The 25,473-nt window shown below is 34.7% G+C and carries 17 protein-coding genes, 1 tRNA gene and 1 pseudogene; 12 read left to right on the forward strand and 7 right to left on the reverse strand.

The features are described 5' to 3' along the window. Positions 1–158: 158 nt before the first annotated feature. The 3 genes from BM183_RS07670 to BM183_RS07680 all read left to right on the forward strand — a co-directional run bounded on the left by BM183_RS07670 (position 159) and on the right by BM183_RS07680 (position 6,079). Positions 159–2,147, forward strand: coding sequence for a family 10 glycosylhydrolase (locus BM183_RS07670; protein WP_170847928.1), 1,989 nt, complete (start codon positions 159–161; stop codon positions 2,145–2,147). Between the two features lie 315 nt (positions 2,148–2,462). Beyond that, complete coding sequence (locus BM183_RS07675) at positions 2,463–4,553, forward strand: sodium-translocating pyrophosphatase (RefSeq protein ID WP_242960916.1); 2,091 nt, start codon at positions 2,463–2,465, stop codon at positions 4,551–4,553. A gap of 188 nt (positions 4,554–4,741) precedes the next feature. Beyond that, entirely contained in the window at positions 4,742–6,079 is a 1,338-nt protein-coding gene (locus BM183_RS07680) for a hemolysin family protein (protein ID WP_091685825.1), read from the forward strand. Between the two features lie 102 nt (positions 6,080–6,181). On the opposite strand, the gene BM183_RS07685 is transcribed toward BM183_RS07680, so the two are convergent. Continuing rightward, positions 6,182–6,730 carry an acetylglutamate kinase gene (locus tag BM183_RS07685; protein ID WP_091685827.1) on the reverse strand — a complete coding sequence of 183 codons (549 nt, stop codon included), beginning with the start codon at positions 6,728–6,730 and terminating at the stop codon, positions 6,182–6,184. 524 nt (positions 6,731–7,254) lie between these two features. Between BM183_RS07685 and BM183_RS07690 the strand changes: the two genes are divergently transcribed. From BM183_RS07690 to BM183_RS20695, 3 genes are all read left to right on the forward strand, one after another. After that, positions 7,255–9,132 carry a DUF4914 family protein gene (locus BM183_RS07690; RefSeq protein ID WP_091685828.1) on the forward strand — a complete coding sequence of 626 codons (1,878 nt, stop codon included), beginning with the start codon at positions 7,255–7,257 and terminating at the stop codon, positions 9,130–9,132. A gap of 346 nt (positions 9,133–9,478) precedes the next feature. Next, positions 9,479–9,613: a hypothetical protein gene (locus BM183_RS21230; RefSeq protein WP_276326323.1), complete on the forward strand. Its 135-nt coding sequence runs from the start codon at positions 9,479–9,481 to the stop codon at positions 9,611–9,613. 12 nt (positions 9,614–9,625) lie between these two features. After that, positions 9,626–9,796 carry a hypothetical protein gene (locus BM183_RS20695; RefSeq protein ID WP_170847929.1) on the forward strand — a complete coding sequence of 57 codons (171 nt, stop codon included), beginning with the start codon at positions 9,626–9,628 and terminating at the stop codon, positions 9,794–9,796. Between the two features lie 276 nt (positions 9,797–10,072). Here the strand turns inward: BM183_RS20695 and BM183_RS07695 are convergent, their stop codons facing one another. Together BM183_RS07695 and BM183_RS07700 are read right to left on the reverse strand one after the other, a co-directional pair. Then, a complete protein-coding gene (locus BM183_RS07695) occupies positions 10,073–10,408 on the reverse strand; it encodes a DUF1622 domain-containing protein (protein ID WP_091685830.1) in 336 nt (111 codons plus the stop codon). 134 nt (positions 10,409–10,542) lie between these two features. Further along, positions 10,543–10,848: pseudogene (locus tag BM183_RS07700) on the reverse strand (DUF1622 domain-containing protein); the annotation flags it as partial. A gap of 283 nt (positions 10,849–11,131) precedes the next feature. Here BM183_RS07700 and BM183_RS07705 point away from each other — a divergent pair. Then, the gene (locus BM183_RS07705; protein WP_091685833.1) at positions 11,132–12,232 is read left to right on the forward strand and encodes a hypothetical protein; all 1,101 of its coding nucleotides are present in this window, start codon (positions 11,132–11,134) and stop codon (positions 12,230–12,232) included. A gap of 51 nt (positions 12,233–12,283) precedes the next feature. Here BM183_RS07705 and BM183_RS07710 read toward each other — a convergent pair whose 3' ends face one another. The 3 genes from BM183_RS07710 to BM183_RS07720 form a co-directional block, all read right to left on the reverse strand. After that, positions 12,284–13,165 carry a LysR family transcriptional regulator gene (locus BM183_RS07710; RefSeq protein WP_091685835.1) on the reverse strand — a complete coding sequence of 294 codons (882 nt, stop codon included), beginning with the start codon at positions 13,163–13,165 and terminating at the stop codon, positions 12,284–12,286. Positions 13,166–13,195: 30 nt separating this feature from the next. Next, positions 13,196–13,567: a VOC family protein gene (locus tag BM183_RS07715; protein WP_091685836.1), complete on the reverse strand. Its 372-nt coding sequence runs from the start codon at positions 13,565–13,567 to the stop codon at positions 13,196–13,198. 223 nt (positions 13,568–13,790) lie between these two features. Beyond that, positions 13,791–14,564: an MBL fold metallo-hydrolase gene (locus BM183_RS07720; protein ID WP_091685838.1), complete on the reverse strand. Its 774-nt coding sequence runs from the start codon at positions 14,562–14,564 to the stop codon at positions 13,791–13,793. A gap of 532 nt (positions 14,565–15,096) precedes the next feature. Here BM183_RS07720 and BM183_RS07725 point away from each other — a divergent pair. Further along, entirely contained in the window at positions 15,097–18,960 is a 3,864-nt protein-coding gene (locus BM183_RS07725; RefSeq protein ID WP_091685839.1) for a phosphoribosylformylglycinamidine synthase subunit PurQ, read from the forward strand. A 68-nt stretch (positions 18,961–19,028) separates the two neighbouring features. Continuing rightward, positions 19,029–19,985 (forward strand): L-lactate dehydrogenase, encoded by a 957-nt coding sequence (locus tag BM183_RS07730; RefSeq protein ID WP_091685841.1) that lies wholly within the window; start codon positions 19,029–19,031, stop codon positions 19,983–19,985. Positions 19,986–20,198: 213 nt separating this feature from the next. Here the strand turns inward: BM183_RS07730 and rsgA are convergent, their stop codons facing one another. After that, complete coding sequence (rsgA, locus tag BM183_RS07735) at positions 20,199–21,284, reverse strand: ribosome small subunit-dependent GTPase A (protein ID WP_330392362.1); 1,086 nt, start codon at positions 21,282–21,284, stop codon at positions 20,199–20,201. Between the two features lie 687 nt (positions 21,285–21,971). Here rsgA and BM183_RS07740 point away from each other — a divergent pair. From BM183_RS07740 to BM183_RS07750, 3 genes are all read left to right on the forward strand, one after another. Then, positions 21,972–23,813 (forward strand): 5'-nucleotidase C-terminal domain-containing protein, encoded by a 1,842-nt coding sequence (locus tag BM183_RS07740; protein ID WP_170847930.1) that lies wholly within the window; start codon positions 21,972–21,974, stop codon positions 23,811–23,813. Positions 23,814–24,308: 495 nt separating this feature from the next. Beyond that, positions 24,309–25,076 carry a nitroreductase family protein gene (locus BM183_RS07745; RefSeq protein WP_091685844.1) on the forward strand — a complete coding sequence of 256 codons (768 nt, stop codon included), beginning with the start codon at positions 24,309–24,311 and terminating at the stop codon, positions 25,074–25,076. Positions 25,077–25,230: 154 nt separating this feature from the next. After that, positions 25,231–25,302: transfer RNA gene (locus BM183_RS07750), tRNA-Gly, on the forward strand. The last annotated feature ends 171 nt before the right edge of the window (positions 25,303–25,473 follow it).

Raw genomic sequence — 25,473 nt, forward strand, 5'->3', positions numbered from 1 at the left:
TGAGAATAACAATTTTGCAGCAGCCTTTTGTTTTGCACCCTAAACAGCATTGTATTGGAAAGGTTGAAAGAAAATATATCATAAGAAAGGTTGCCACGAAAAGATCTTTCAACTTGATTTTGTGTGGCAGTGTCGCAGATTTGACACTGGATATGAATATGAATAAAAATTACAGTCTACCGGGATTATTAATAGAAACTTCTTTTGTATATGATTTTATCAGTCAAGGTGAAGTAAAATCAATCGATTATATTAATCCTGATAATAGGGATATTATTAAGGATAAAGAAAATGCAGTTATTCTATTTACCCAAGGGAATCCCATTAATATAAATAGTGAGATTGCATCCAAATGTGTTGGGGTAATCGTAGATTCTAATATGGCCGTAACAAAAGTTATTAACAAGGCCCCTGATAAGGGTATAAGACCTTCTTTTACCGAAACCCCGGATGTAGAGATTCCAAGTGGTGGGTTCGCAGTTCTTTCTTATGATTCAGATTATGAAAATGCAGGAATCCGAAGTTTCTTTGCTGAGAAATTTAACAATGGAGATATTGTAAAATTAAGAATTAACAATACAAAAATCTCTTTGGAAGAAATTCTGCAATTAACAGGACAGGCAGATAAGAAAGCATCCATGTCTTTGTTAAACAACGAATACTGTACTATAGAGGAAAAGGATCTAAAAATTACAGGTTTCATAAGGAATCCTTTAAAATCATCTGAATATACAATTAAGGCAAAGAAATATGGTGCTTCCGAAGAACTATTGGAAGAAAAAACTACAGAGATTACCAATAAGGATAATTATGGTTTTATTATAACTCTTCAACTAAATAATGGTGTGAATTACATAGACCTGCTTCTTTATGAAGATGGACAACTATTAAGCTATGCTAATCAAAAACGGATTGTATTTAAAAAGAAACAAAAAACTTTAAATAAAGATAAAAAAGTTATTATGTGGGTAGAGCAGTTTGTGAACGCCAAAACCTTAAATACGGTGGAGAAAATGGAAAAAGTAGTTGCTACTGCCAAAGATGCAGGAATTACTGAATTTGCTGTTGATGTAAAGGGTTGTGAAGGATTTGCCGCATATAAAAAAACTACCCTCACTCATGCTCCTTACATGACTGAAACAAGGGATCCCGGAAAAAAAGCGGAGATGGATATTGATTTCTTGGAGGAATTCTTAAAAGTAGCTCATAAATATAATATGAAAGTGTATGCCAGTTTTAATTTCTTTGTGGAAGGCAATATATCCAAGGAAGACTATGCTATTAATGTCCCGGAAGAACACCGGGGGTGGGCAGAAGTAATTCAGGCACCGGAAGATAAGGGTGAACTTAAAAGCGTATTAGAAACCAAGAGAAATTCTATGCTTTTGTATGTTAATCCCGCTAATGATGAAGTACAGGATTTCCAATTGAAAAGAGTAGAAGAAGTTCTTATGAACTATCCTATAGATGGTGTTATTATGGATAGAGCCAGATATGATCATCAATATGCGGACTTTAGCGAAGAAACAAAAGAAAAGTTTATAGCTTATTTAGCAAGCAAGAATAAGAATTTGGATAATTGGCCTGCCGATATTTATTCCATCGGGGCGGACGGTACCATGGTACTTGGAAAGCATTATTTTGAATGGATAACCTTTAGAAGTTCGGTAATTTGTAGTTTCTCCAAACGGTTAAGGACATTGGTTGATCAATATGGCAGAGATCAGAACAGAGACATAAAACTTGCTGCATATGTAGGTTCCTGGTATGAAACCTACTATCAAAATGGTGTCAATTGGGCTGACGAAAGTTTTGTTTATAATGAAAGACTGGATTTTCCCCAGCCGGCACTTTATACAAGGGAATATGCTAAAACAAGTTATTTAAATAATATTGATTTTATTATGATTGGATGTTATTATGATACCAAAGAGCAAATTGAAAAATATGTAACTCTTGGTAATATATTGACCAATGAGAAAGTAGATTTAATAGGTTCTATCAGCCTTCCTGATTTGAAAACACCGGAGGAACTACGTAACGGTTTTCAGTCGGTTTATCAAAACAGCAAAGGCGGCATGATTTTTGATTTGTGTTATACGGATTGGACGAAATTAAAACCGGCTATTCAGAGCGAAGAAATATAAGTAATAACTAGTGATACATAACATAAAAATATCGATGATTTGTAAATTATGAATAATTATTTCCAGAAATTTGTAATAATTGTTGAAGATAAGTTTGTTTTATCTGTAATACTATTTAAATTTTACAAATCATAATATATATGTAATGTAAATATTAGAAAATAAGGAGACGGGCATACAGGTCTGAGCGGATAGGGACACAGATGCCAATAGATTAAGACATAATAAACTGCAGAAAGAAAAAATGAACTTGTTTGAAAATACCAGAGCGTTATTGTTATAAACAATTATATAAATTGTAAGGAGATGAGTATTTTGAAAATTGAAGTTTCATGGTTCTTTTATGCATCGATTATAGTTTCATTACTTGCATTTGGAGCTGCTTTTTGGCTTTACAAATGGGTGGCTTCCCAACCCTCCTCTAACAAAAGGATAGAGGAAGTAGGTAAATTGATTCGTAATGGTGCCAATACCTTTTTAACAAAGGAATTCAAAACATTAGGACGTTTTTGTGCAGTTGCGGCTATTATTATATTTATCCTATTACCTGTTCCTATATGGGTTGGTAACTTTAGGGATAATATATCTATGGCTGTATCCTATCTGTTTGGAACCTGTTTCTCTGCTATTGCAGGAAAGGTTGGTATCAGTATTGCAACCATTGCAAATATTAAAGCAGCGGAAGCCTCTACAAAGGGGATCAAACCTTCTTTTATGTCCGGTTTTCGCGGGGGAGCAGTTATGGGTATGGCTGTAGTTGGCTCCAGTTTGCTTGGTGTAACCCTGGTTCTGATGCTTACCGATAATACGACTGCACTTTTGGGATTTAGTTTTGGTGCAAGCTCTATGGCATTATTTGCAAAGGCAGGGGGCGGTATTTTTACCAAAACAGCGGATATTAGTGCAGACTTAGTGGGAAAAGTGGAACTTGGAATACCGGAAGACGACCCAAGAAATCCCGCTGTTATAGCGGATAATGTAGGCGATAATGTTGGAGATGTAGCAGGAATGGGAGCAGATTTATTTGATTCCAATGTTGCTTCCATGTCAGCTGCTTTGGTTATGGCATCTGCCTTAGATAAAATTACCGGTGGAAGCCTGAATATGAGCATGGTTTTCTGTTATGCTGCAATTGGTTTGTTTGCATCCATTATCGGTGTATTAACAGCAAGGATGAATGACAAAGAAAACCCTACAAGAGCATTAAACAGTAATACATATGTGACTACAATTATATATGGTGTTCTCACCGCTTTAGCTACTTATCTTTTTGATTTTGAATGGCGGATTTGGTTAGCCAGTGCAATTGGCTTATGCGTAGGTGTTCTGATTGGTATTGCCAGTGATTACTTTACCAATGATACAAAAAAGCCCGTTCATGCAGTGGCAAAAGCCTCTGAGTCAGGACCTGCATTTACTATATTATCCGGCATCTCTTATGGGCTAATGAGTACGTTGCCTTCTATGATCGGTATTGGATTATCTGCCTTGGCAGCTTATAAAATCTGCGAACCTTTAGGGGAAGGATATCCAATGTTTGGAATCGCTATGGCAGCAGTAGGAATGCTCTCTATCGTAGGTATGATTATATCCAACGATGCTTATGGGCCTATAGTTGATAATGCAAGAGGCCTGGTTGAAATGGGTGACCTTGGAGATAAAGCGCTTGAAATTACAGACTCTTTAGACAGCGCAGGAAATACGGTAAAAGCAATTACAAAAGGGTTTTCTATTGGAGCAGCAGGGCTTACGGTCATTGCTTTGTTAGGGGCCTTTATTAGTGAAGTGAATGCAAGTGCATTAGAGATGGGAAAAGAAGTACTGACTGGATTTGACGTATTAAATCCTGCTGTTTTCTTTGGATTATTAGTAGGAGCAGCAATACCCCCTGTTTTTTCCGCTATGTTAATGCTTGGTGTAGACAGGAATGCCCAACGAATGGTGGAAGAAATCCATCGTCAATTCAGAGAAATTAAAGGTCTTAAAGAAGGGCATAAAGATGCGGTTCCCGAATATGATAATTGTATTCGTATAGCTACAGATGGTGCTTTGAAAGAATTAATACCGGCAGGATTAATGACCATACTGGCAACGATTATAGTTGGATTTATCGGGGGAGTACAGGCTATTGGAGGCTTTATTACAGGTAACATTGTCAGTGGTTTAATTTTTGCATTATTTATGTCTAATGCAGGGGGACTTTGGGACAATAGCAAAAAATATATTGAAGCCGGCCATAACGGAGGAAAGAATTCAGAAACTCACAAAGCAACGATAGTAGGTGATACGGTAGGTGACCCCTTTAAAGATACTGCTGGACCGTCCATTAATACCCAGATTACAGTAGTTTCCTTAGTGGCTTCTTTAACTGCAACCTTATTTTTAACATTTTCATTATTTGGTTAATATAAATCTATAGGCTATCAGAATTATCACATATTTAAACTATATCTTAGCTAGTGTTTTTATGTGGTAATTCTGGGCCTTTTTTTATTTATTCTTCGCAAAACTTGCAAAAGTAATTTAAATATGATATAATACATAATCATTTATTAACCAATTATATTTTTTATTTTTTTAGGAGGAAACGATACATGGACGATGACCCCGACGGGGATAGTATTTTCATACAAATACTATTGCTTTTATTTTTAACTCTAATCAATGGTTTTTTCTCATGTGCCGAAATGGCTATGGTATCTGTTAACAAGAATAAGATTAAAAAGTTAGTAGACGCTGGAAACAACAAAGCCATCTTGGTTCAAAAATTTCATGATGAACCGACCAAATTTTTATCAACGATTCAGGTTGCAATTACACTTGCTGGATTTTTCTCAAGTGCATCTGCTGCAACAGGACTTTCAGATCCTTTAAGCAGACGATTGACTGAACTGCAAGTTCCATACAGCGGACAAATTTCTTTAATAACCGTTACTTTAATACTTTCATTCTTTACTTTGGTTTTTGGTGAGTTAGTACCAAAAAGGATTGCATTGCATAATCCGGAAGCAATCAGCATGTTTTCAGTAAAACCGATTCGTGCCGTTTCCAAATTTGCATATCCTTTTATCAGGCTGTTAACGGCAACCACCAATTTAGTAATGAAAATCTTCGGTAGCGAAAATGAAAATGTACAGGACATGATTTCCAGAGAAGAAATAAAGTCCCTTGTAGAAGAAGGACAAGCACGAGGCGTAATTAATAAAAAGGAAAAAGAGATGATCGATTCTATTATCGAGTTCGATGATACCTTGGCAAAAGAAGTAATGACACCAAGAATTAATGTTTTTGCCATAGATGTATTAGAACCCATGGAAGAGTATCTTGATGAATTATTGGAAGTAAAATATTCAAGGATTCCTGTTTATGAAGATGATGTTGATAACGTTATTGGTGTTTTATATATGAAAGATTTTATGCGTGAAGCTATCAAAAAAGGATTTGACAAAATTGATATAAGATCTATTATGAATAAACCTTTTTTAGTTCCGGATAGTAAAAATATTGATGAGTTATTTAAAGAAATGCAGTTATCTAAGACGCAAATTGCCATATTAATTGATGAATACGGTGGATTTTCCGGTATTGTAACACTGGAAGACTTAGTAGAAGAAGTAATGGGTGATATTGATGATGAATATGATAACAATGCACCTAAAATTAAAAAAATCGATAATTCTACTTATTTAATTGATGGCATGATACCAATTGATGAGTTAAATTATAAATTGGATTTAAATATTAGTTCGGAAAATTTTGAAACCATATCTGGACTATTAATCGATACACTTGGAGAAATACCCAGAGACCATGATGACCGTACCATTGAATTGGATGGATTGGTATTTAAGATTGAAAGTGTAAAGAAAAAGCGCATAGATAAAATAAAACTTTATATTGGACCAAGAGAAGAAATAGTTCAACAATCATAAGAGAAATTGTTTAAAATATAAATAAATAACAAGGCAGTTGAAAATAATTTATCATATTTTCAACTGCTGTTTTAGTTTAAAGAGAAACCTGTTCAAATAGTTCTAATAATAGAATTGTTCTAATATTCCATAAGACATAATATCCGCCATTTTTAAAGCATCTGCCTGAATCAAATCAAAATTAATAATATCCTGAGCGTATTTCCCGTTTAACCGGTATGTAGCTTCGTCTTCTGTCATCTTTAAATGCTGATAGAATAAAGACTTAAATTTCTTCATATTCCAATATGGATTTATACTTCCAAGTAAATCTATAATTTCATCAGCGTTTTTAAACCAATCTCTTCTGTCTTCATTTGCAGCTTCTGTGTCTCCGGCTTTTGCGTGATTAACTAAACTTGCCGCAATAGTCAGATGTGCTCTAAATAAACTTTCAAATTTCTTTGCAATTTCAGTACCGTAGTACAATTTCAGTACATTAGCAAAATCAGTTGGATTACGAAGTAGCCTATTTGTCACAAATTCCAAATCCTCTAGTCCTGCCACGGCGCTAATTATAAAATTTCTTGTCCAAAAAATATGTTCTTGCCAAAGTTCCCTAAAAAGATTAATCAGATTTATTTTGGCAGTCAGGCTGTTCTTAGATCTCATAGGTCATATCCCTTTATACAGTTTTTATTATTATATGTTATTTTAAATTATATGCTACTAATGAAAATAAATTGTAAAAATCTATAATTTATTTATAATAAGTTTATATTCCCTGCTTTTATATGAATAATATAGGAAAATAGATTTCATTTTATCTGGTTTTATAAAATGCTATATTGACATAGATTGATAAATACGATACAATCTAACCTAATATACGTTGTGATTAAAATCACATTTGTTTGTATAAAAATACTGATAATTCAATATGGATATTGTGTTTTATTAAAATATATAAAATTGAAGATAATATATTGAATTAGCTGCTTGGAAGCTAAAGGCTGCCGCAAGACATTAAACTGTATTCTGAAAGGGTGATTACAGCTGTATGAATTCTGTACAGGAAGAAGTTCACCTATATTATAAAAGGATCCTTCGACAATTCAATTTCGTAGAATTTTTATTCAGAATGATGGTTATGCAGCGGCCCCTTTTTATATACAAAGCTGGAAAGGGAGGACACAATGAAAAGTTTATTAGAAAAGTTAAATTTGCCGAATGAAGTACAAAGCATTATCCAAAACAGCAAAAAAGTTGTTGTAGCTAAAAATAGGGAAGAATTATTGGAATTATCTTACGGCAGTACTGAAAATGATGAATTTCATGTTTCCTATGATGTAAAAGGTAAAGGGTCTGTACAGGAAGTAACCGTTAATCGCTGTAAAAATGGAGCAGTAGTAAATTATCTTGAAGATTATATGCGCAGAAGAGATCCGGATTGTTTAATCGTATCCGATGAACTTGGAACGGACAAACCTAAATTTAAGGATTTTTATAAAGCGGATTTTGAACCATTGCGCCAGGAAACATTTGATTGGTTAAAGGAACAGGAACTAATTGTATTGCCATTTATGTCCGGTGGTAAGGAATACGGATATGAATCCTTGCTTATTGCACCTTTGAATGCAGCTTTCTTTGCATGTGCAGTAGCAGATATACAAGGTTATATAAGTGTTGATGAAATTCCGGAAGGATTTTCACCAAAAGCAATTGTTTATCTGGCACCACCCTTCAGACACACACATTTTGGCGGAAAACAAGTAGTAGTTCATAATCGATCAATGGAACTTCATGAAGTATTTTCCTATAACCTTTACCCGGGACCAAGTGCTAAGAAAGGCATCTATGGAGTTCTTTTAAATATTGGTGAAAGAGAAGGGTGGACAACAGTTCATGCTTCTACAGTAAGAGTGATTACACCTTATGATAATGAACTTGTTATTTTACATGAAGGTGCTTCCGGTGGCGGTAAAAGTGAAATGACAGAAGATATTCACCGTGAATTAGACGGAAGGATTGTATTAGGAACAAATACACTAACCGGCGAAAAGAATTATATTGATATAGTTGATACTTGTGAAGTGCAACCGGTTACGGACGATATGGCTCTTTGTCATCCGAAAATGCAAAATGAAAGCAAAAAGTTAGTTGTACAAGATGCAGAACAAGGCTGGTTCTTAAGACTTGATAATATTAAGAAATATGGTTCTTCACCCAAGTATGAAAGCATCATTGTTCAGCCTTCTGAAAAACTTTTATTCTTTAATTTAGACGGGGTATCCAATGCAACCTGTCTTCCATGGGAACATACTTTAGATTCTAACGGAAAACCTTGCCCTAATCCAAGGGTTATTCTACCTAGAAAAATGGTACAGGGTATTGTAAGTGAACCGGTAGAGGTCGATGTAAGAAGTTTTGGTGTTCGAGTACCGCCTTGTACGAAAGAGCAGCCAAGTTATGGAATTATAGGACTGTTCCATATTCTTCCTCCTGCTATTGCATGGTTATGGAGATTAGTTGCTCCAAGAGGATATAATAATCCAAGTATAACTTCTACTCAGGGCATGACCAGTGAAGGTGTTGGTTCTTACTGGCCATTTGCAACAGGTAAAAAAGTAACACAGGCTAATCTGCTGTTAAATCAAATTACAAGTTCTACCCATACCAGATATGTATTGATTCCTAACCAGCATATCGGTGCATATGAGGTTGGATTTATGCCGGAATGGATTGCAAGAGAGTATATTGCAAGAAGAGGCAGTGCTAAATTCAAACAAGAACATTTAACAGAAGCCCGCTGCAAATTACTAGGATATTGTCATAATACCTTAAAATTAGACGGACACTATATCCGCAGAGCATTCTTACAACCGGAAATGCAAAGCGAAGTTGGTCTGGAAGGTTATGATAAAGGAGCTGAGATATTAACAGATTTCTTTAAGAAAGAACTTGCTCAATATAATACAGAAGATCTGAATCCATTAGGAAAGCAAATTATTGACTGCTTTATGAGAGACGGTTCTCTGGAAGAGTATTGTGATATATTACCTATGCGTTTCTAAAGAGCATAAATAAGTTTTATGGACTATGATTTATAGTTTCTTATCAATTGAAAGTTGAAATTTTAAAATAAAAATATATAAAAAAATATATACAATAAGAGGCTGTTGCAAAACTGTCGTTTTGAGTGTACATTCAGCATAGTTGAATTTTAAGTGAGAATCACATAAAAGTGAGAGCTTAAAACATAGAATTCATTATTCTGAATCTGCACTCCCGAAATGACAGCATTGTTTGCGACAGCCTCTTATTGCATGTATATACTTTCAGTATATTTGGGATACTTTTTAGTGAAACTAGTTTATCCAGCTTATTAAAAGGCACTAAAATGCCGGAAGCGAGGTTATTATGCCAAAAGATAGTCAACCAGATAATAAGAAGGTAAGAATGCAAAAATCCAATGGACAAACACCAATTACACGTGAAAATCAAAATCATAATAAGAATGCAAAGAAACAATCTATACCAAATAATGATGTATAGCAGGAGGTATATATGGCAAAAGCAGGAATGAGACGTCCGGATCCCAAAGAACCTCACGGAACGGAAAACAGACCAGGAATTAACATACCAAAGAATATAGTAAAACCAGTTCCTGAGATCCAAGGAAAAGCGAAAGCAGGTCATGAGAAGGCAAATCCGATTAAGTATGATGGAAAGTGGTAAATAATTCACTGTAGTAGGAAGCTTTGCCCAATAGAGGTATCAAGACAACGAGAGTATGTGATACTGTATGGTTCTTGTTCCATAGGAAAATTCGATTGTTCTAATACTACAGTAATCGCTTAGAGTATGTTTAAAAATTGCTAACTCCTCAGCCTCGCTTCGTCAAACAATATTGGCGCGATTCCTGTAGTATAAAAACAATAACGAATTTCCCAAAGTCCCAAAAACCACGCAGCATCACATACTCTCGTTGGTCATGGTAGTCCTTTTTTAATTTTATTTTTCTTCTAATTCACCATTGGCTTCTTCTTTCTTAATTTCCCAATGGATTAAGAAAGTTAAAGTTGCTCTTAAAGCAATAATCCCAGCAACGGTTAAAAATTCCTGAACATCACGGACAACTACAGTTCTAAGAATCTCACTACCTAATTTAAATTCCAGACCCATTGCCATGCCTTTAGCCAGATAAAGCTGTGTTAGTGGATTTTTGCGGAAGTAATTAATTACACCCCGGATACCTGCCAGGATAAGTACTATAACACCCATAAATTCAAAGAAAAAAATTGCATAGTCCACTACTTTTGATAATAAATTATGTAATACTTCTACCATTATACTCTACTCCTATTAGATAATTTTACTATAGACAATTTAAGGTTTTCTAATCCATTTACCTTATTTTTTATTTTAATCTTGTTAGAATCTTTATGTTGTTTATCTAATAATTCAGCACTTTCGTGCTGAGCTTCTTCATTTTTTATTCCCCAATGAATCAGAAGGGTAAGACTAGCTCTTAGTGCAATAATTCCGGCTACTGTTAATATTTCTTTCCATGTACGTACGACTACAGTTCTAAGAATTTCACCGCCTAATTTAAATTCCAGACCCATGGCCATTCCCTTGGCAAGATTTAATCTTGTGTAGGGGTTTTTTTGTATGTAACTTAAGGCTCCTTTTATTCCAGTTAAAATCAGAACACAAACCCCCATAAATTCGAATAATAATATTGTATAATCTACAACATTATTTAAAACGTGATGAAGTATATCCATGCTAAAATTCTCCTTAAAAATGATATTAAGAACCAACTATCATCATAGCATGTTATGGCAGAAAAAACAATCATAATTCAGTATATATGTCGAAAATAACTAGTATGTATAATTAAATTGAAATATTTTGGGTTTTCCTGTGTATAAATTCATAAATTTTATGAATAAGTTTAATCTAATAAAAAATTATGTTCAAAAAGATACGAATATGATAAAATATTCACAAAAGAAATATGCAAGCTGTAAAAATGCATATTAGGGGACGAAGGGAGGTTATAAAAATATGTCCATTGAATACCAAGCAATGTTTTGGCTGAGAAATGTTTGCGAAAGCGACCTTAAGGCCATTCAACAAAAAAATAATGTTGATAATAGTATGGTAGATGGATTACGGGAAATTAGCAGCTTATTAAGAAACATATACAGTGATTACCGCTCTTTTGAGATCTCAACTGCTGAAAGGGTACCAACAAAAATCGGTATTATGGCAGATGATTTGGAGAATTATCACAATCTTACCGAAACAATAGACTGCTTATACGGTATTGCTAAAGGTGGCATTTTACAAGTAGATGGAATGGATTCTTATCTTATTGTTCAGAAAGATGTCTTTAAGAAAGAATTTAAAAAATCAATTAGTTTTCCATTTGAAATCCTTGAAAAACATTCTTTTTATTTCAGATACCTGAAAAACGGAAAAGAGGTTTCCTCTTACAAATTATGCGATACATTTAATGTTTATTATGATAATAGTAACTTTCTTGTAAGTGCTATGAAATATTTCGTTCAGAACATAACTGAAAAAAATGTGAAGGAAGATTATGCACAAACCAATATACTATTTTACATAGCTGATTATGATAGTGCATTACTGAATAAAACTACAAGAAGAAAAGAAATGTGCCCCCACAGATACGGTATATCCAAAACATTAGGTACACAAGGGGAGCTTTGGTCCTTTATAATGAGCACATTGTGCGACCAACTGAAAATGAACTATGATATTTTGCTGAATCCTTATGTCTTTCCCGGTTGGAATTTCAAATTCTTAAATAAAAAGAAAACGGTTTGTACTTTCAATATTGGCGTTGACAGGTTATTCGTAAGACTGCCTTTATCATACGAATTGGCTAAAGAGTTGATTATGACAAGGGATAAACTTCCTCAAAATATTCGGGAATGTATTGAGAGATTTGGATGTGTTCGTTGCGGGAAATGCACAAATGAAAGTAATATTGAAATTGTTGACGAAATCAGACTGTGCAAGTTAAATTACTCCAACTTTGTTACAGAAGATTCAAGGCTCATTGCCATTGAATTGACAACAAAAGATGAAACAGAGTTAATTATAAGATTGATTAAAGAGCTTATTCATAGGTTTTGAGTAATAAAAACCTCGATAAGCTTGGAATTAACAAGTTTATCGAGGTTTGGATTATTTGCCTAAAAGCTCTATAAAATATTGTGTAACAGAAGATAAAGGTATGTTTTCGTTATAAGCGACCACTAATTTTCTTATTGGCAATTCCTCTGTGATTGGCACTTTCACAAGTTTTATATCCTCATCCTTTAAACAAAAATCGGGAATAAAGGCTAAACCGAGGCCGATTTTAGCTAAATCAATTAAAAGATCGTTACTGCTTAATTCAACAGCAGGAACTAATTCCAAGGAGTGCTGAATAAATAAGTTATGAAGAAATTCACTGGTTGTAGATTGTTTTGTAAGCATTAAAATAGGATGTTTTTGCAATTCATCAAAAGTAAGAGGTTCTTTTCCAATTTTAAAAAATTCTGGATTGCCAATGAATACATCCTGGAATTCATAAATGGGATCAATGTGCATACTATTCACCAGCGCTGAATTTGGAGAATTGGTAACGATAATATCCACCTCATTGTTCTCTAACATTTTGGCGCATTGCAAGGAGGTACCATTTGTTACTTTAATGTGTACATCCGGGTACTTTTTGTGAAATTCATCCAGAAAAGGAACCAGATAATATCGGCATATAGTGTCACTGGCCCCAAGGCGTAATTGGCTTTCCCCAAGTGCAATTGCCTCTAACAGCTGATTTTCCCCACGATTAATTAAATTAATTGCCGGCTCAATATGTTTAAATAAAAGTTCTCCTTCTTTTGTCAAAGCAACTTTTTTAGTACTTCGAATAAATAAGGTTTGGTTTAGACGCTTCTCTAATACTTTAATAGATTGGCTTACTGCAGATTGTGAGATGAAAAGTGAGGAAGCAGCCTCGGAAAAGCTGAGAGTCTTTGCTACATAATAAAAAACTTTATACAATTCATAATTAATATCCATAGTAAGCTCCTTTCTAATCTTATCATTTAGTTAGTGTTTCTTTGGCAATACTTCCAACCAATAACCATCCGGATCATTAATAAAATAGATTCCCATTCCAGGATTTTCAAAGCATACACAATTCATTTCTTTGTGTTTCTTTAGGGCACTTTCAAAGTCATCTACAACAAAAGCAAGATGGAATTCATTATCTCCCAGGTTATAAGGCCTATCCCAATCTCTAAGCCAGGTTAGTTCCAGCAGATGACTGGTTTCATTGTCACCTAAATATACAATGATAAAGCTTCCGTCTTCCGGTGTGATTCTGCGGGTTTCTTTTAAGCCCAAGGCTTCTTCATAAAACTGAATAGAAGTTTCTAAGTTTCGAACGTTAATGTTATTATGAGCAAATGTAAATTTCATTTTTTAAACCCATATCACATCGATTTACAAATGTGATACTGCCACAATATATAGACTGAAAGATTATTTGTGGCTTCCTTTCCATTTTTATTTTCTTTCAGTCTTATACTTATCTCGATTAAAACCTCTAAAATTCCTGAATAAAGCTTGTTTAAAACCCTTGAATTTCTTTAATAGTTTTTAGTATGGTTCTAATGAGAGATTAGTATCAGCCTTATTTAAATTATATGTTAAAATGTTGGCCTTCTTCAGAAATAGTCATTACCTTATCAACGTAATCTTTTGCAATGTCCATTTCTTTTAGTTTGGATATAATAGAATAGTCCAACCAAAAATGCATAGGAAAAACCTTTTTGGTATTGGTATTTTTCATAAAATAATCAAATCCCCAAAAGAAACGTTCTTCCTGTCTGGGGTCTAACGGAACAAAGGCGGCATCAAATTCCCTGTCTTTTATATGATCCATTTCCTTTTGAAAACCATCTGTCATACTATGATATTCTTCTGCCGTTTCCCCTTGCCAAGACCACCAATTCAAATCTCCTGCGTGATATATGACTTTGTCGTTATGGGAAACAATAAAAGCAACACCTGCATCAGTGGATTTTAGCGTCTCAACCTTAATAGAAGCAGGATTTTCTGAGATGTCCCCGTTCTTTATATGCAAATTGGATTCAATGGTGATGGGATAGGAAGAGTATACATTTTTGCCGATATAAAAGATGTTACTACGAGCTTTCTCAGGTATGTTTTTTCGGTTCATGTAAGTATCGTTCATTTTAATATCATTGGATAAAATATAGGATATATGAGGATATTCCTTAGCTAAATCAAATATTTTTAAATCAAAATGGTCAGGGTGTTTGTGACTTGCAAATACAAAAATATGTTTTTTAGAGTCAAAGGCTGGAAGATTTCCTTTATAGTAATCAAATAATAATACAACATCCTCCATTTCAACACTAAAACAGCTATGGTGAATATAGGTTATATGCATAGGTTTCCTCCTTCCGCTTTTATTATCATTTTACCTCAATTATTTTGATTTGTACAGATATATTACATATTTTATTAGCATGACTAATGAAATAAAAAACATTTATTAATTTTATTTATAAAGTTTCTTATGATATAATACAAACGGAATGAAGAATTGCAAGCTTGCTTGTAATTCTGAGTGTAGTGCCAAGATCATGAACACGTTTTTCGTTCATGATATAATACAAACGGAGCGAAGGATTTGCAAGCCTGCTTGTAAATCCTGAGCGTAGTGCCAAGATCATGAACACGCTTTTCGTTCATGATATATACAAACGGAATGAAGAATTGCAAGCTTGCTTGTAATTCTGAGTGTAGTGCCAAGATCATGAACACGCTTTTCGTTCATGATATAATACAAACGGAATGAAGAATTGCAAGCTTGCTTGTAATTCTGAGTGTAGTGCCAAGATCATGAACACTCTTTTTGTTCATGATATAATACAAACGGAATGAAGGAATTGTATCATCAAATAAGGAGCGGATACATTATGAGCAAAGTAAAAAGAATTTATGTAGAGAAAAAAGAACCTTTTGCAATTCGGGCAAAGGAATTAAAAGAGGAACTAATCAATTACTTGGACATAGATACCTTACAAAAGGTTAGAGTTTTAGCACGATACGATGTGGAAAATATCAGTATGCAAACGTATGAGAAAGCTTTGGGTACTGTATTTTCAGAACCGCCGATTGATTATTTGTTTGAAGAGACTTTTCCGTGTGATAAAGAAGATAAAGTGTTTACTTTGGAGTATCTGCCCGGACAATTTGATCAAAGGGCGGATTCAGCCAAACAATGTGTAAAATTATTAGATGAAAATGAAGAGCCTATTATTAAGACTGCAATTACCTACGTTCTTACAGGAGATATTGATGAAGAAAAATTCAGAAAAATAAAGGCCTATTGCATCAATCCGGTTGACTCCAGAGAAGCCGGGGAAAAGAAACCGGATACGTTAGAGTCCTATTTTGAGGAGCCGGCAGACGTGTCCTTAGTAGATGGATTTATTTCCATGAAAGAAGACCAATTAGAAGAACTGTACCAATCTTTGAATCTTGCCATGACTTTCAAAGATTTTTGTCATATACAAAATTACTTTAGATATGAAGAAAAGAGAGAGCCTTTTATTACGGAGATTCGTGTATTAGATACTTATTGGTCTGATCACTGCCGTCATACCACCTTTTTAACAGAATTAAAAGAGATTGAAATTGGTGAGGGTTTTTATCAGAAGCCGATTTTGGATGCATATAATAAATATCTAGAGGATAGAAACATACTGTATAAAGGTAGAGAAGATAAGTATATTTCTCTTATGGACATTGCTCTTATAGCTATGAAAAAATTAAGAGCGGAAGGAAAACTGGAGGATATGGAAGTTTCTGATGAGATAAATGCCTGCTCTATTGTGGTACCTGTTGAAATAGACGGAATCCAAGAAGAGTGGCTGGTGTTCTTTAAAAATGAGACACATAATCATCCAACGGAAATAGAACCTTTTGGGGGTGCTGCCACCTGCCTTGGAGGTGCCATTCGGGACCCTTTATCAGGAAGGGGCTATGTATATCAGGCCATGCGTGTTACCGGTGCAGCAGATCCCAATATTCCAATTAAAGATACCTTAGAAGGTAAATTACCTCAGAGAAAAATAGTTACGGGAGCAGCAAGGGGATACAGTTCCTATGGAAATCAGATTGGACTTGCTACCGGTTTGGTAGATGAAATATATCATCCAAATTATGCAGCAAAGAGAATGGAAATTGGAGCAGTTATGGGTGCTGCTCCCAGAAAAAATGTTATTCGTGAGAAAGCAGAGCTGGGGGACAAGATAATTTTATTAGGGGGAAGAACCGGTCGGGACGGTATTGGAGGTGCTACTGGTTCTTCGAAAGTTCATACTACGGAATCTATTGAAAACTGCGGGGCAGAAGTACAAAAAGGAAATGCTCCTACGGAAAGAAAATTACAAAGACTATTTCGCAGAGAAGAAGTAAGCAGATTAATTAAAAAATGTAATGACTTTGGTGCAGGGGGCGTCTCTGTTGCCATTGGTGAACTGGCAGATGGCTTAAATATTAATCTGGATAAAGTGCCGAAAAAATATGCCGGCCTTGATGGAACGGAACTTGCAATATCAGAATCCCAGGAGAGAATGGCTGTTGTAGTGGATGCAGCTGATGTGGAGAAGATGCTTAGCTTTGCAGATGAAGAAAATCTGGAAGCTGTAGTTGTGGCAGAAGTTACGAAGGAGCCAAGGCTGGTTATGAATTGGCGAGGGACTGATATCGTTAATATATCAAGAGCATTTTTAGATACCAATGGTGCCCACCAGGAAGCCAGGGCTTTTCTCACTATGCCGGAAGAAAAAGATAATTACTTTAATAAAGAGAACTTTACTAAAAAGGCTTATGGCAGGAATTCATTAAAGAATCAAAAGGTTAATAGTACCGGAGAAATTGAATTAGCAAATAATCAAATATTAAATCAGGATCAAGAGATTGATGTAAAAGAAAAATGGCTGGATACCTTAAAAGATCTGAATGTATGTTCCAAGAAAGGCCTTATTCAAATGTTTGATAGTTCCATTGGAGCGGCTACAGTTACCATGCCTTTAGGAGGCAAGTATCAGTTGACACCAATTCAGACTATGGTTGCCAAGCTGCCTGTATTAGAAGGTAAATGTAATACGGTAACCATGATGAGTTATGGATTTGATCCGTATTTGTCCAGCTGGAGTCCATTCCATGGGGCTGTTTATGCCATTATCTCATCTGTTGCTAAAATTACAGCTTCCGGTGGTGATTATAAAAAGATTCGTTTCACTTTTCAAGAGTACTTTCGAAAACTTGGAAAGGATCCTGAAAGATGGGGAGAACCTTTAACTGCACTCTTAGGTGCATATTCAGCCCAGATGAATCTTGAACTGCCCTCTATCGGAGGAAAAGACAGTATGTCAGGTACCTTTAATAATATCGATGTTCCGCCTACTTTGGTATCTTTTGCAATTACAACAGGAAAAGTGCAGGATGTGGTGTCACCGGAATTAAAAAATGCCGGAAATGTACTTATAAGATTCCCCATCCAGAAAGACCAATACCACCTTCCTGATTATGAATATCTAAAAGTACTGTACCATAAAATCCATACCCTTTCACAAAAGAAAGCCCTGCAATCCGCTTATGCATTAGGGGGCTACGGTCTTGTAGAAGCAATCAGTAAAATGGCATTTGGAAATCAGCTAGGAGTAAAAATATCAGAAACAGTAAGTCAGGAGGAATTATTTGCACCTGCATTTGGAGATATTATTGCTGAAATTAAGGAAGCTAATTTAAATAAATTAAATGAATTAAATATACAATATAAAAAAATTGGAACCGTTATATCCTATCCGGAATTCCTATATTGCAATAATAAGATTACTATGGAAGAAGCTTTGACTTCATGGAACAGTACTCTTGAAAAGGTATTTCCAACCCATTCTAATGAGGGAGGAGAAAAAATAGCACCTGTTTTATATCAGGCAAAGAATATATATGTATCCAAAGAAAGAATTGCAAAACCCAGAGTGTTTATACCGGTATTTCCTGGGACTAATTGTGAATATGACTCCAGGAAAGCCTTTGAGCATGCCGGAGCTTCTGTAAAAACGGCAGTATTTAAGAATCTCAATGCAGAGCATATCAGGGATTCTATAGAAGCCTTTGAAACGGCTATTAATGATGCACAGATTCTTATGTTTCCAGGCGGTTTCTCAGCAGGAGATGAACCGGACGGTTCCGGTAAGTTTATTGCAACTATATTTCGTAATGAAAGAATTAAGGAAGCAGTGAACAATCTGCTGACCAGAAGAGATGGTCTGATTTTAGGAATTTGCAATGGCTTTCAAGCTTTGATTAAACTAGGCTTAGTACCATATGGTGAAATTATGCCCCAACTGGAGGATTCACCAACATTGACTTCTAACAACATAGGAAGACATATTTCAAAATCGGTATATACGAAAGTGGTTTCCAACAAATCACCTTGGCTGCAAAAGGCACAGCTTGAAGGAATCTATACCATCCCGGCTTCCCATGGAGAAGGAAAGTTTGTTGCAAGTAAAGAATGGATTGATAAATTAATCACCAATGGACAGATTGCCACACAATATGTAGATTTAGACGGTAATCCTACAATGGAAGAAGATTTTAACCCCAATGGTTCATATTATGCTATTGAGGGTATTACAAGTCCCGACGGAAGGGTACTAGGTAAGATGACTCACTCTGAAAGACGGGGAGATGGAGTTGGGATTAATATTAGGGGAGAACAGAATCAACATATATTTGAATCAGGTATAAATTACTTCCAATAATTAAATATTATATAATAAGTATCATTTGCATTAAATACTTTTTATTTTGAAAAGGGAGTTAAAAATATATGACTGTTAACAGAAGTAAAGTTGTTATTATAGGGGCTGGATTAGTTGGTTCGTCTACTGCATTCAGCCTGATCACTCAAGGCATCTGTGATGAAGTAATGATTGTTGATATTAATAAGGATAAAGCCAGGGGAGAAGTCACGGATTTGTGTCACTGTGTTGAGTATTTGAATCGCAATGTTAAAGTGACAGAAGGAGATTATAAAGACTGTGGTGATGCAGATATAGTTGTGATAACAGCAGGTGCCCCGCCAAAAGCGAATCAAACCAGGCTGGATACACTGGAACAATCGGCTAAGATTGTAAAAACCATAGTTGAACCAGTGATGAACAGCGGCTTTGAAGGACATTTTATTGTAGTATCCAACCCGGTAGATATTATAGCTTTCTATGTGTATAAACTATCCGGTTTACCAAAGAATCAGGTTATCGGATCAGGTACGGCTATGGATTCAGCGAGATTAAAGTTTTTTATTGGGGAAATGCTTCATGTTGATCCAAGGAGCGTGCAAGGATATACCATGGGGGAACACGGTGACAGCCAAATGTGTCCTTGGTCCCATGTAACAGTTGGTGGAAAAAGAATCGTGGATATTCTGAAAGATAATGATGAGTATAAGAATGTTGATTTAAATGAAATAGTAGAAAAAGTTACCCGTGTGGGTTTCGAAATTTTGGAGGTTAAAGGTACCACTTGTTACGGAATAGCAACCACCGTTGCAGGTATTACAAAAGCCATTTTAAACGATGAAAATAAAATTATCCCGGTTTCTACACTTCTGGAAGGTGAATTTGGTGAATATGAAGTATTCTGTGGTGTTCCGGTTATTTTAAACAGGGGTGGAGTAAAAGACATAGTAGAAGTTCATATGACGGATGAAGAATTTATGAAGTTTAAGAAATCTGTTGATGTTATAAGAAATTATTCCGATAGAATAGATATTTTTAGTTTATAAGAACCACAAAGGTGCTTATTGCAAAAGTGATTATGCCGGATATTGTAACTAATATCCGGCATACTTTATAAGAACTACATGGAGTTTCCGATTCATGCAGTTCTTTAAACATCGGCGGATTAGCCTTGTTAATTCCTAAGTCAGGTACAGGGGGAAGATTTATTATAAGACTCCAGACAGGCTAATTGTTTAAATTAAACACAAGTCAATATCTTACTCTCCATCATATTTTATCTTTGGGTTATGTTGAAGCTTCATAGCGTTTTTATTATTTTTGGACATTCGTTTCATAAAATCTGCTTTTTTTGCACTGTATTTTGATTCCTTTAATAATTTCTCATAAGATTTCCATCTTTCTGTGGTTAAAGTACCATTTTCCAGAGCCTCTTTCACAGCACAGCCAGGTTCAGCCTTATGGCTGCAATCATGAAAACGACATTGATTTGTTAGTTCTTCAATATCAGAAAAGGTTTCCCCAAGTCCGACTTCTACATCCCACATTCCAAGTTCCCGCATACCCGGGGTATCAATAATAAGAACCCCATTCTCCAATTTAAATAATTGGCGGTAAGTAGTAGTATGATGCCCTTTACTATCTTCTTCACGAATGATATTTACCTTCATTAATTGTTCTTTTGCTAAAGCATTTACCAAGGAGGATTTACCGATTCCGGAAGAACCTAAGAAAACTAATGTTTTGCAAGGTTTTAAAAACCGGTTCAGATCTTCCATTCCCAGTCCTGTCAGTGCACTGATGGCAAGTACCTCCACAGCCGGGGCAATTTCTTTTACCTGATACACCATATCTTCATAATTATTGCATAAATCCGCTTTAGTCAGCAATACAACGGGGGTTCCGCCGCTTTGCCAGGCAGCAGCCAGATAACGTTCCAATCTTCTTATATTAAAATCATGGTTTAGAGAGGCCATAATGAATACATAGTCAAAATTGGCAGCAACAATTTGTTCGCTTGCGCTGGCAATGTTATTTCGCAAAGTAGGATTTAGGCGGGAAAAGTATGACTGCCGGTTCAAAACACGGTAAATAATGTCATCCCCCATGCTGTTGGGTTTTATCAGTACAAAGTCACCAACTGCCGGATAGATTTGATATTTGGAATCCTGATAAAAATTAGAACCTTTCAGCTTTGCATTGTTCTCGCCATATTCAGAAACAATTTTATAAGACTCTTTTTGTACAGAGACAACTCTTGCCGGAATTATTCCCTCCTCTTTTTCTTCGCTATTTATTTGTTTCTCAAAATAATCATAAAATCCATATTCCTTTAAATTGATCAATATTTTGATTCCTCCAATTAAAAAATAAAATTTAGTTTGATTCCTTCACCTCAGGTTCAGATACTCAGGTTTGCTTTTGCCATTTGTTATTCATTGGGTTAATCCGATTCTATGAATAGCACAAATGACCAGATTAGTTCTACCTTTCAGAAATGGGATATTGAAAAAAATTATTAGAAATTAGGTAAAAAAGAGCATAAAAAAAACACGCCTAAGCATGTTGTAATTTAAAATAGATTTTGCAATTAATATTAGAACTATTTTTACATTTCATGAAAGGTATTATGCTGAGCATAGAATAAGACCTCATATGCTCATCCGTATTTAGTTAGATTAAAATCACCATATAAAATACTGTCATAATAAATCACTCCTTTCAGGAAGCGTTCAAATTCATTTTTATAAAAACAATTCTATACATTATAAATTGTTAATATAAATCAAATTTATTCTAAAGGGTATTGGAGTATTTGTCAAGGTATTTAATAAGAAATGTAAGTTTTCTGATAGAATATAAATATTAGTAATTATGCATAAATAAACATTAAAATTTACGAAAATAATACATAAAATTAACAAAATAGTACCAGAATATGGTTGAATTTCTTACAAATATATTATATAATGTAAAAAAGACGTGTTCGTCTTTTCGTTTTTACTATTATGAATCAGGAAGGTGGTAGTTTTATGAAACGGATTTGGAAGTTCTTATCCTTAATCCTAGTATTTGTGTTAGTTTTAACACCAGTTGCTCCTGCATCTGCAGCGGCGATATCTACAAAGGACACAGACTTAACCGGTTACACAGTAATTTTACACACCAATGACACTCACGGAAGAGCTATACCTGATAGTTCTGGCGGCAACATGGGATATACAGCTGTCAGTGCATTAAAAAAGTCTGCTGAAGCAGCAGGTGCACAAGTTATTCTACTTGATGCAGGTGATACCTTACATGGGTTACCTTTTGCTACAGTTTCAAAAGGAGAAAGTATAGTTGAACTTATGAATTTAATAGGTTATGATGCTATGGCTCCAGGAAACCATGATTTTAACTATGGTTCTGCTAGATTAAGCGAATTATCAAAACTTATGAAATTCCCATTGCTTTCTTCTAACGTATTGGTAAAAGAAAATGGTCAAAACTTCTTAAAGAATCATATAATCATTACTAAAAATGGCGTTGATTATGGTATTTTTGGCTTATCCACTCCGGAAACTGCTTATAAAACCAATCCTAAGAATGTAGAGACATTGGAATTTAAGAATCCAATAGAAGCAGCTAAGTTGGAAGTAGCTAATTTAAAAGCTTCCGGTGCTGATGTAATTATCGCTTTAGCACACATAGGAACCGATGGAAGCAGTGAATTTACTACGGAAAGACTTGCAAAAGAAGTAGATGGAATTGACTTAATCGTTGATGGCCATAGCCACTCATTACATGAGGAAGGTTTGAAAGTAAAAGATACTTTAATTGTAAGTACAGGTGAACACTTAAAAAATATCGGTGTTGCAGTTTTTAATAAAGAAGGAAAATTAAGTGCAGGTACTGTTAATGCGTCAACATTTACAGAAACTGATCCAAGTGTAGACCAAGTTATTGAGAAATTAAGTAAAGAGAATGAATCCGTACTTTCAGAAGTAATTGGTAAAACCAAAGTTGTGTTAGATGGTGTACGTGAAAATGCCCGTACAAAGGAAACAAACCTTGGTGATTTAACTGCTGATGCAATGAGACATGGAACCAAAGCAGATGTTGCCATAACTAATGGCGGAGGAATTCGTGCTTCCATAGATATTGGTGATATTACAAAACTTGATATGGTAACCGTATTCCCATTTGGTAACTATGTTGTTACAAAATACGTTACAGGCGAAGCATTAGTTCAGGCTCTTGAGTTAGGTGTAAGCGGATATCCTGCACCATCAGGTCCATTCCCTCAGGTATCTGGTATATCATTTGGTATTGATGCATCCAAACCTGCCGGAAGCAGAGTAAAAGATGTTAAAGTAAACGGATCACCTGTTGATTTAAAAGCAAAATATCTGTTAGCTACCAATGACTTTATGGCAGTAGGCGGTGACGGATATACAATGTTTAAAGACTTTGCAACAGAAAATGAATTTGGTGCTTTAGAAGAAATCCTTATGGCTTATATTAAAGAACTAGGTGTTGTTAATATTCAGACAGACGGACGTATTAAAGTTGTTGCTGAAGCACCGGTGAAAGAACCGGTAGAAGAAACTAAAAAGCCGGAAGTAACGAAAGAAGAACCGGCTAAAGAAGTGAAAGAAGAGAAAAAAGAGAAGAAGGAAGAAGTAAAAGGAACGGAAAAAGAGAAAGAAAAAGAAAAAACAGATAAGGTTAAAATTTATGTTGTTAAGAAAGGTGATTATTTAAAGAAGATTGCTCAAACCTTATTTGGTAAAGAGAGCGAATGGAAGAAGATCTATGAATGGAATAAAGACATCATTAAGAATCCGGATCAAATCCAAATTGGCCAGAAGCTTAAAATATTACCAAACTAAATAGAAATAATATAAATATATTACTTGTAAACCAGGAGGTTAAATTTATATAACTTAATTTTTCTCCTGATAACCATAAGTAATCGTAAAATACATAAAATGTGGAAACTTATTTATAATGATAAGTTTCCACATTTTTTATACTTCAGATAATTTCTTTATAATATTATTTTTTAACTACAAGGATATATAAATGGAAAAAATACCCTTTTTAAGCATGCAGCATTCATCATATAGACTAAAACCTTAATTTTAAACAAAGAAATAAGAAAAAAGTCCTATTATTTTTATAGAAATACTGTTTCTCATTTTGGAAAAAAGTGATATAATCAGTTTAATTTAAGACGAAAATTATTTATCAAGATTTTTCTAATATTATTTCGAACTTATTAATTAAATTTTAAAAATTTATTATAATACAATATATCTTTCATGTATTCTGAGCATAATATATATCTGGAACTAGTATAAAAATACTTAAGGAAGGAGAACCATATGAATTTATACGAGGCTATATTTGTGAGAAAAAGTGTAAGAAAATATAAAATGCAGGCAATTGATCAAACAAGATTGGATGGTATCCTTCATTTTGCTGAAAGTTTGCCCATGTTATTTGAGGGTATATCAGTGGAATATAAAATTATCGATAATACGGAGCAAAATCAAGGGTTGTCCGGAGCTTTTCTGGTAAAAGCACCGTATTATCTTATTATAGCATCTGATACTTCCCAAAATTATAAAATTAACAGTGGATATTTATTGCAGCAAATCTCTTTATACCTAACTGCGAAAGGATTAGGTTCCTGTTATCTTGGATCTGCAAAACCTAAAAAAGATATATTAGCCGGTCTGCAACATGAATATGTGATGGCACTGGCTTTTGGGGAGGGAGATCAGGAGGTATACAGAACTGCTGAGAAAGCAAAGCGTTTACCTGAAAGTGATATTGCAGTATACAAAACCGAAGTGAAAAAGCCGGTGAGAACTCTAATTAAAGCTGCACGCCTTGCACCCTCCAGCATGAACAGCCAACCTTGGAGATTTGTTGTTTACAATAATAGAATTCATGTCTTTTGTAAAAAGAATATATTTTTATCCAGTGTATTAAGTGAAATAAAATTAATTGATATAGGAGTCTGCCTTGCTAATTTATTGGTAGCAGCAGAAGAATTATGGGTAGATGTCCAGCTGTTGCGGTTAGATAATATCAGTAGTACTGTATTTAAAAAGAATGAATATATCTTAAGCATAAAGCTATGTTAATTTAAAACATATTAATTACATCTATTGGGTATATTTTATAAATAATTGTAAAAGTACAAAAAACTTAAAAAATAATTATTTGGGTATTGACAAAATACCTTGTCTATATTATACTAATTCATGTGCTCGGGACAACAACCGAAACACATGAAATGCGCGAGTGGCTCAGTGGTGGAGTATCGCCTTGCCAAGGCGAGGGTCGCGGGTTCGAATCCCGTCTCGCGCTTATAACAAAATGGACTCTTCGTTAGAAGGGTCCATTTTGTTTTATTACAAGAAGAAATTCGAATGCAATTGACCTGAGCCTGCGGGAGAATGGGAAGTATTCTCCCACAGGTTTGCGTACGCCAAATGTTGCTCATTCTGTTTGATAGTCTTAATATCAATAACACCTTCT

Origin of the sequence: Anaerocolumna aminovalerica (assembly GCF_900115365.1) — a bacterium.
Classification (GTDB): domain Bacteria; phylum Bacillota; class Clostridia; order Lachnospirales; family Lachnospiraceae; genus Anaerocolumna; species Anaerocolumna aminovalerica.

Bases quoted from the DNA above. Each gene is read 5' to 3' on its own strand.
- BM183_RS21230 (WP_276326323.1), top strand. From the start codon at position 9,479: ATGCCAAAAGATAGTCAACCAGATAATAAGAAGGTAAGAATGCAAAAA.
- BM183_RS07725 (WP_091685839.1), top strand. From the start codon at position 15,097: ATGAGCAAAGTAAAAAGAATTTATGTAGAGAAAAAAGAACCTTTTGCA.
- BM183_RS07740 (WP_170847930.1), top strand. From the start codon at position 21,972: ATGAAACGGATTTGGAAGTTCTTATCCTTAATCCTAGTATTTGTGTTA.
- BM183_RS20695 (WP_170847929.1), top strand. From the start codon at position 9,626: ATGGCAAAAGCAGGAATGAGACGTCCGGATCCCAAAGAACCTCACGGA.
- BM183_RS07745 (WP_091685844.1), top strand. From the start codon at position 24,309: ATGAATTTATACGAGGCTATATTTGTGAGAAAAAGTGTAAGAAAATAT.
- BM183_RS07710 (WP_091685835.1), bottom strand. From the start codon at position 13,165: ATGGATATTAATTATGAATTGTATAAAGTTTTTTATTATGTAGCAAAG.
- BM183_RS07730 (WP_091685841.1), top strand. From the start codon at position 19,029: ATGACTGTTAACAGAAGTAAAGTTGTTATTATAGGGGCTGGATTAGTT.
- BM183_RS07680 (WP_091685825.1), top strand. From the start codon at position 4,742: ATGGACGATGACCCCGACGGGGATAGTATTTTCATACAAATACTATTG.
- BM183_RS07695 (WP_091685830.1), bottom strand. From the start codon at position 10,408: ATGGTAGAAGTATTACATAATTTATTATCAAAAGTAGTGGACTATGCA.
- BM183_RS07685 (WP_091685827.1), bottom strand. From the start codon at position 6,730: ATGAGATCTAAGAACAGCCTGACTGCCAAAATAAATCTGATTAATCTT.
- BM183_RS07705 (WP_091685833.1), top strand. From the start codon at position 11,132: ATGTCCATTGAATACCAAGCAATGTTTTGGCTGAGAAATGTTTGCGAA.
- BM183_RS07715 (WP_091685836.1), bottom strand. From the start codon at position 13,567: ATGAAATTTACATTTGCTCATAATAACATTAACGTTCGAAACTTAGAA.
- BM183_RS07720 (WP_091685838.1), bottom strand. From the start codon at position 14,564: ATGCATATAACCTATATTCACCATAGCTGTTTTAGTGTTGAAATGGAG.
- BM183_RS07690 (WP_091685828.1), top strand. From the start codon at position 7,255: ATGAAAAGTTTATTAGAAAAGTTAAATTTGCCGAATGAAGTACAAAGC.
- BM183_RS07670 (WP_170847928.1), top strand. From the start codon at position 159: ATGAATAAAAATTACAGTCTACCGGGATTATTAATAGAAACTTCTTTT.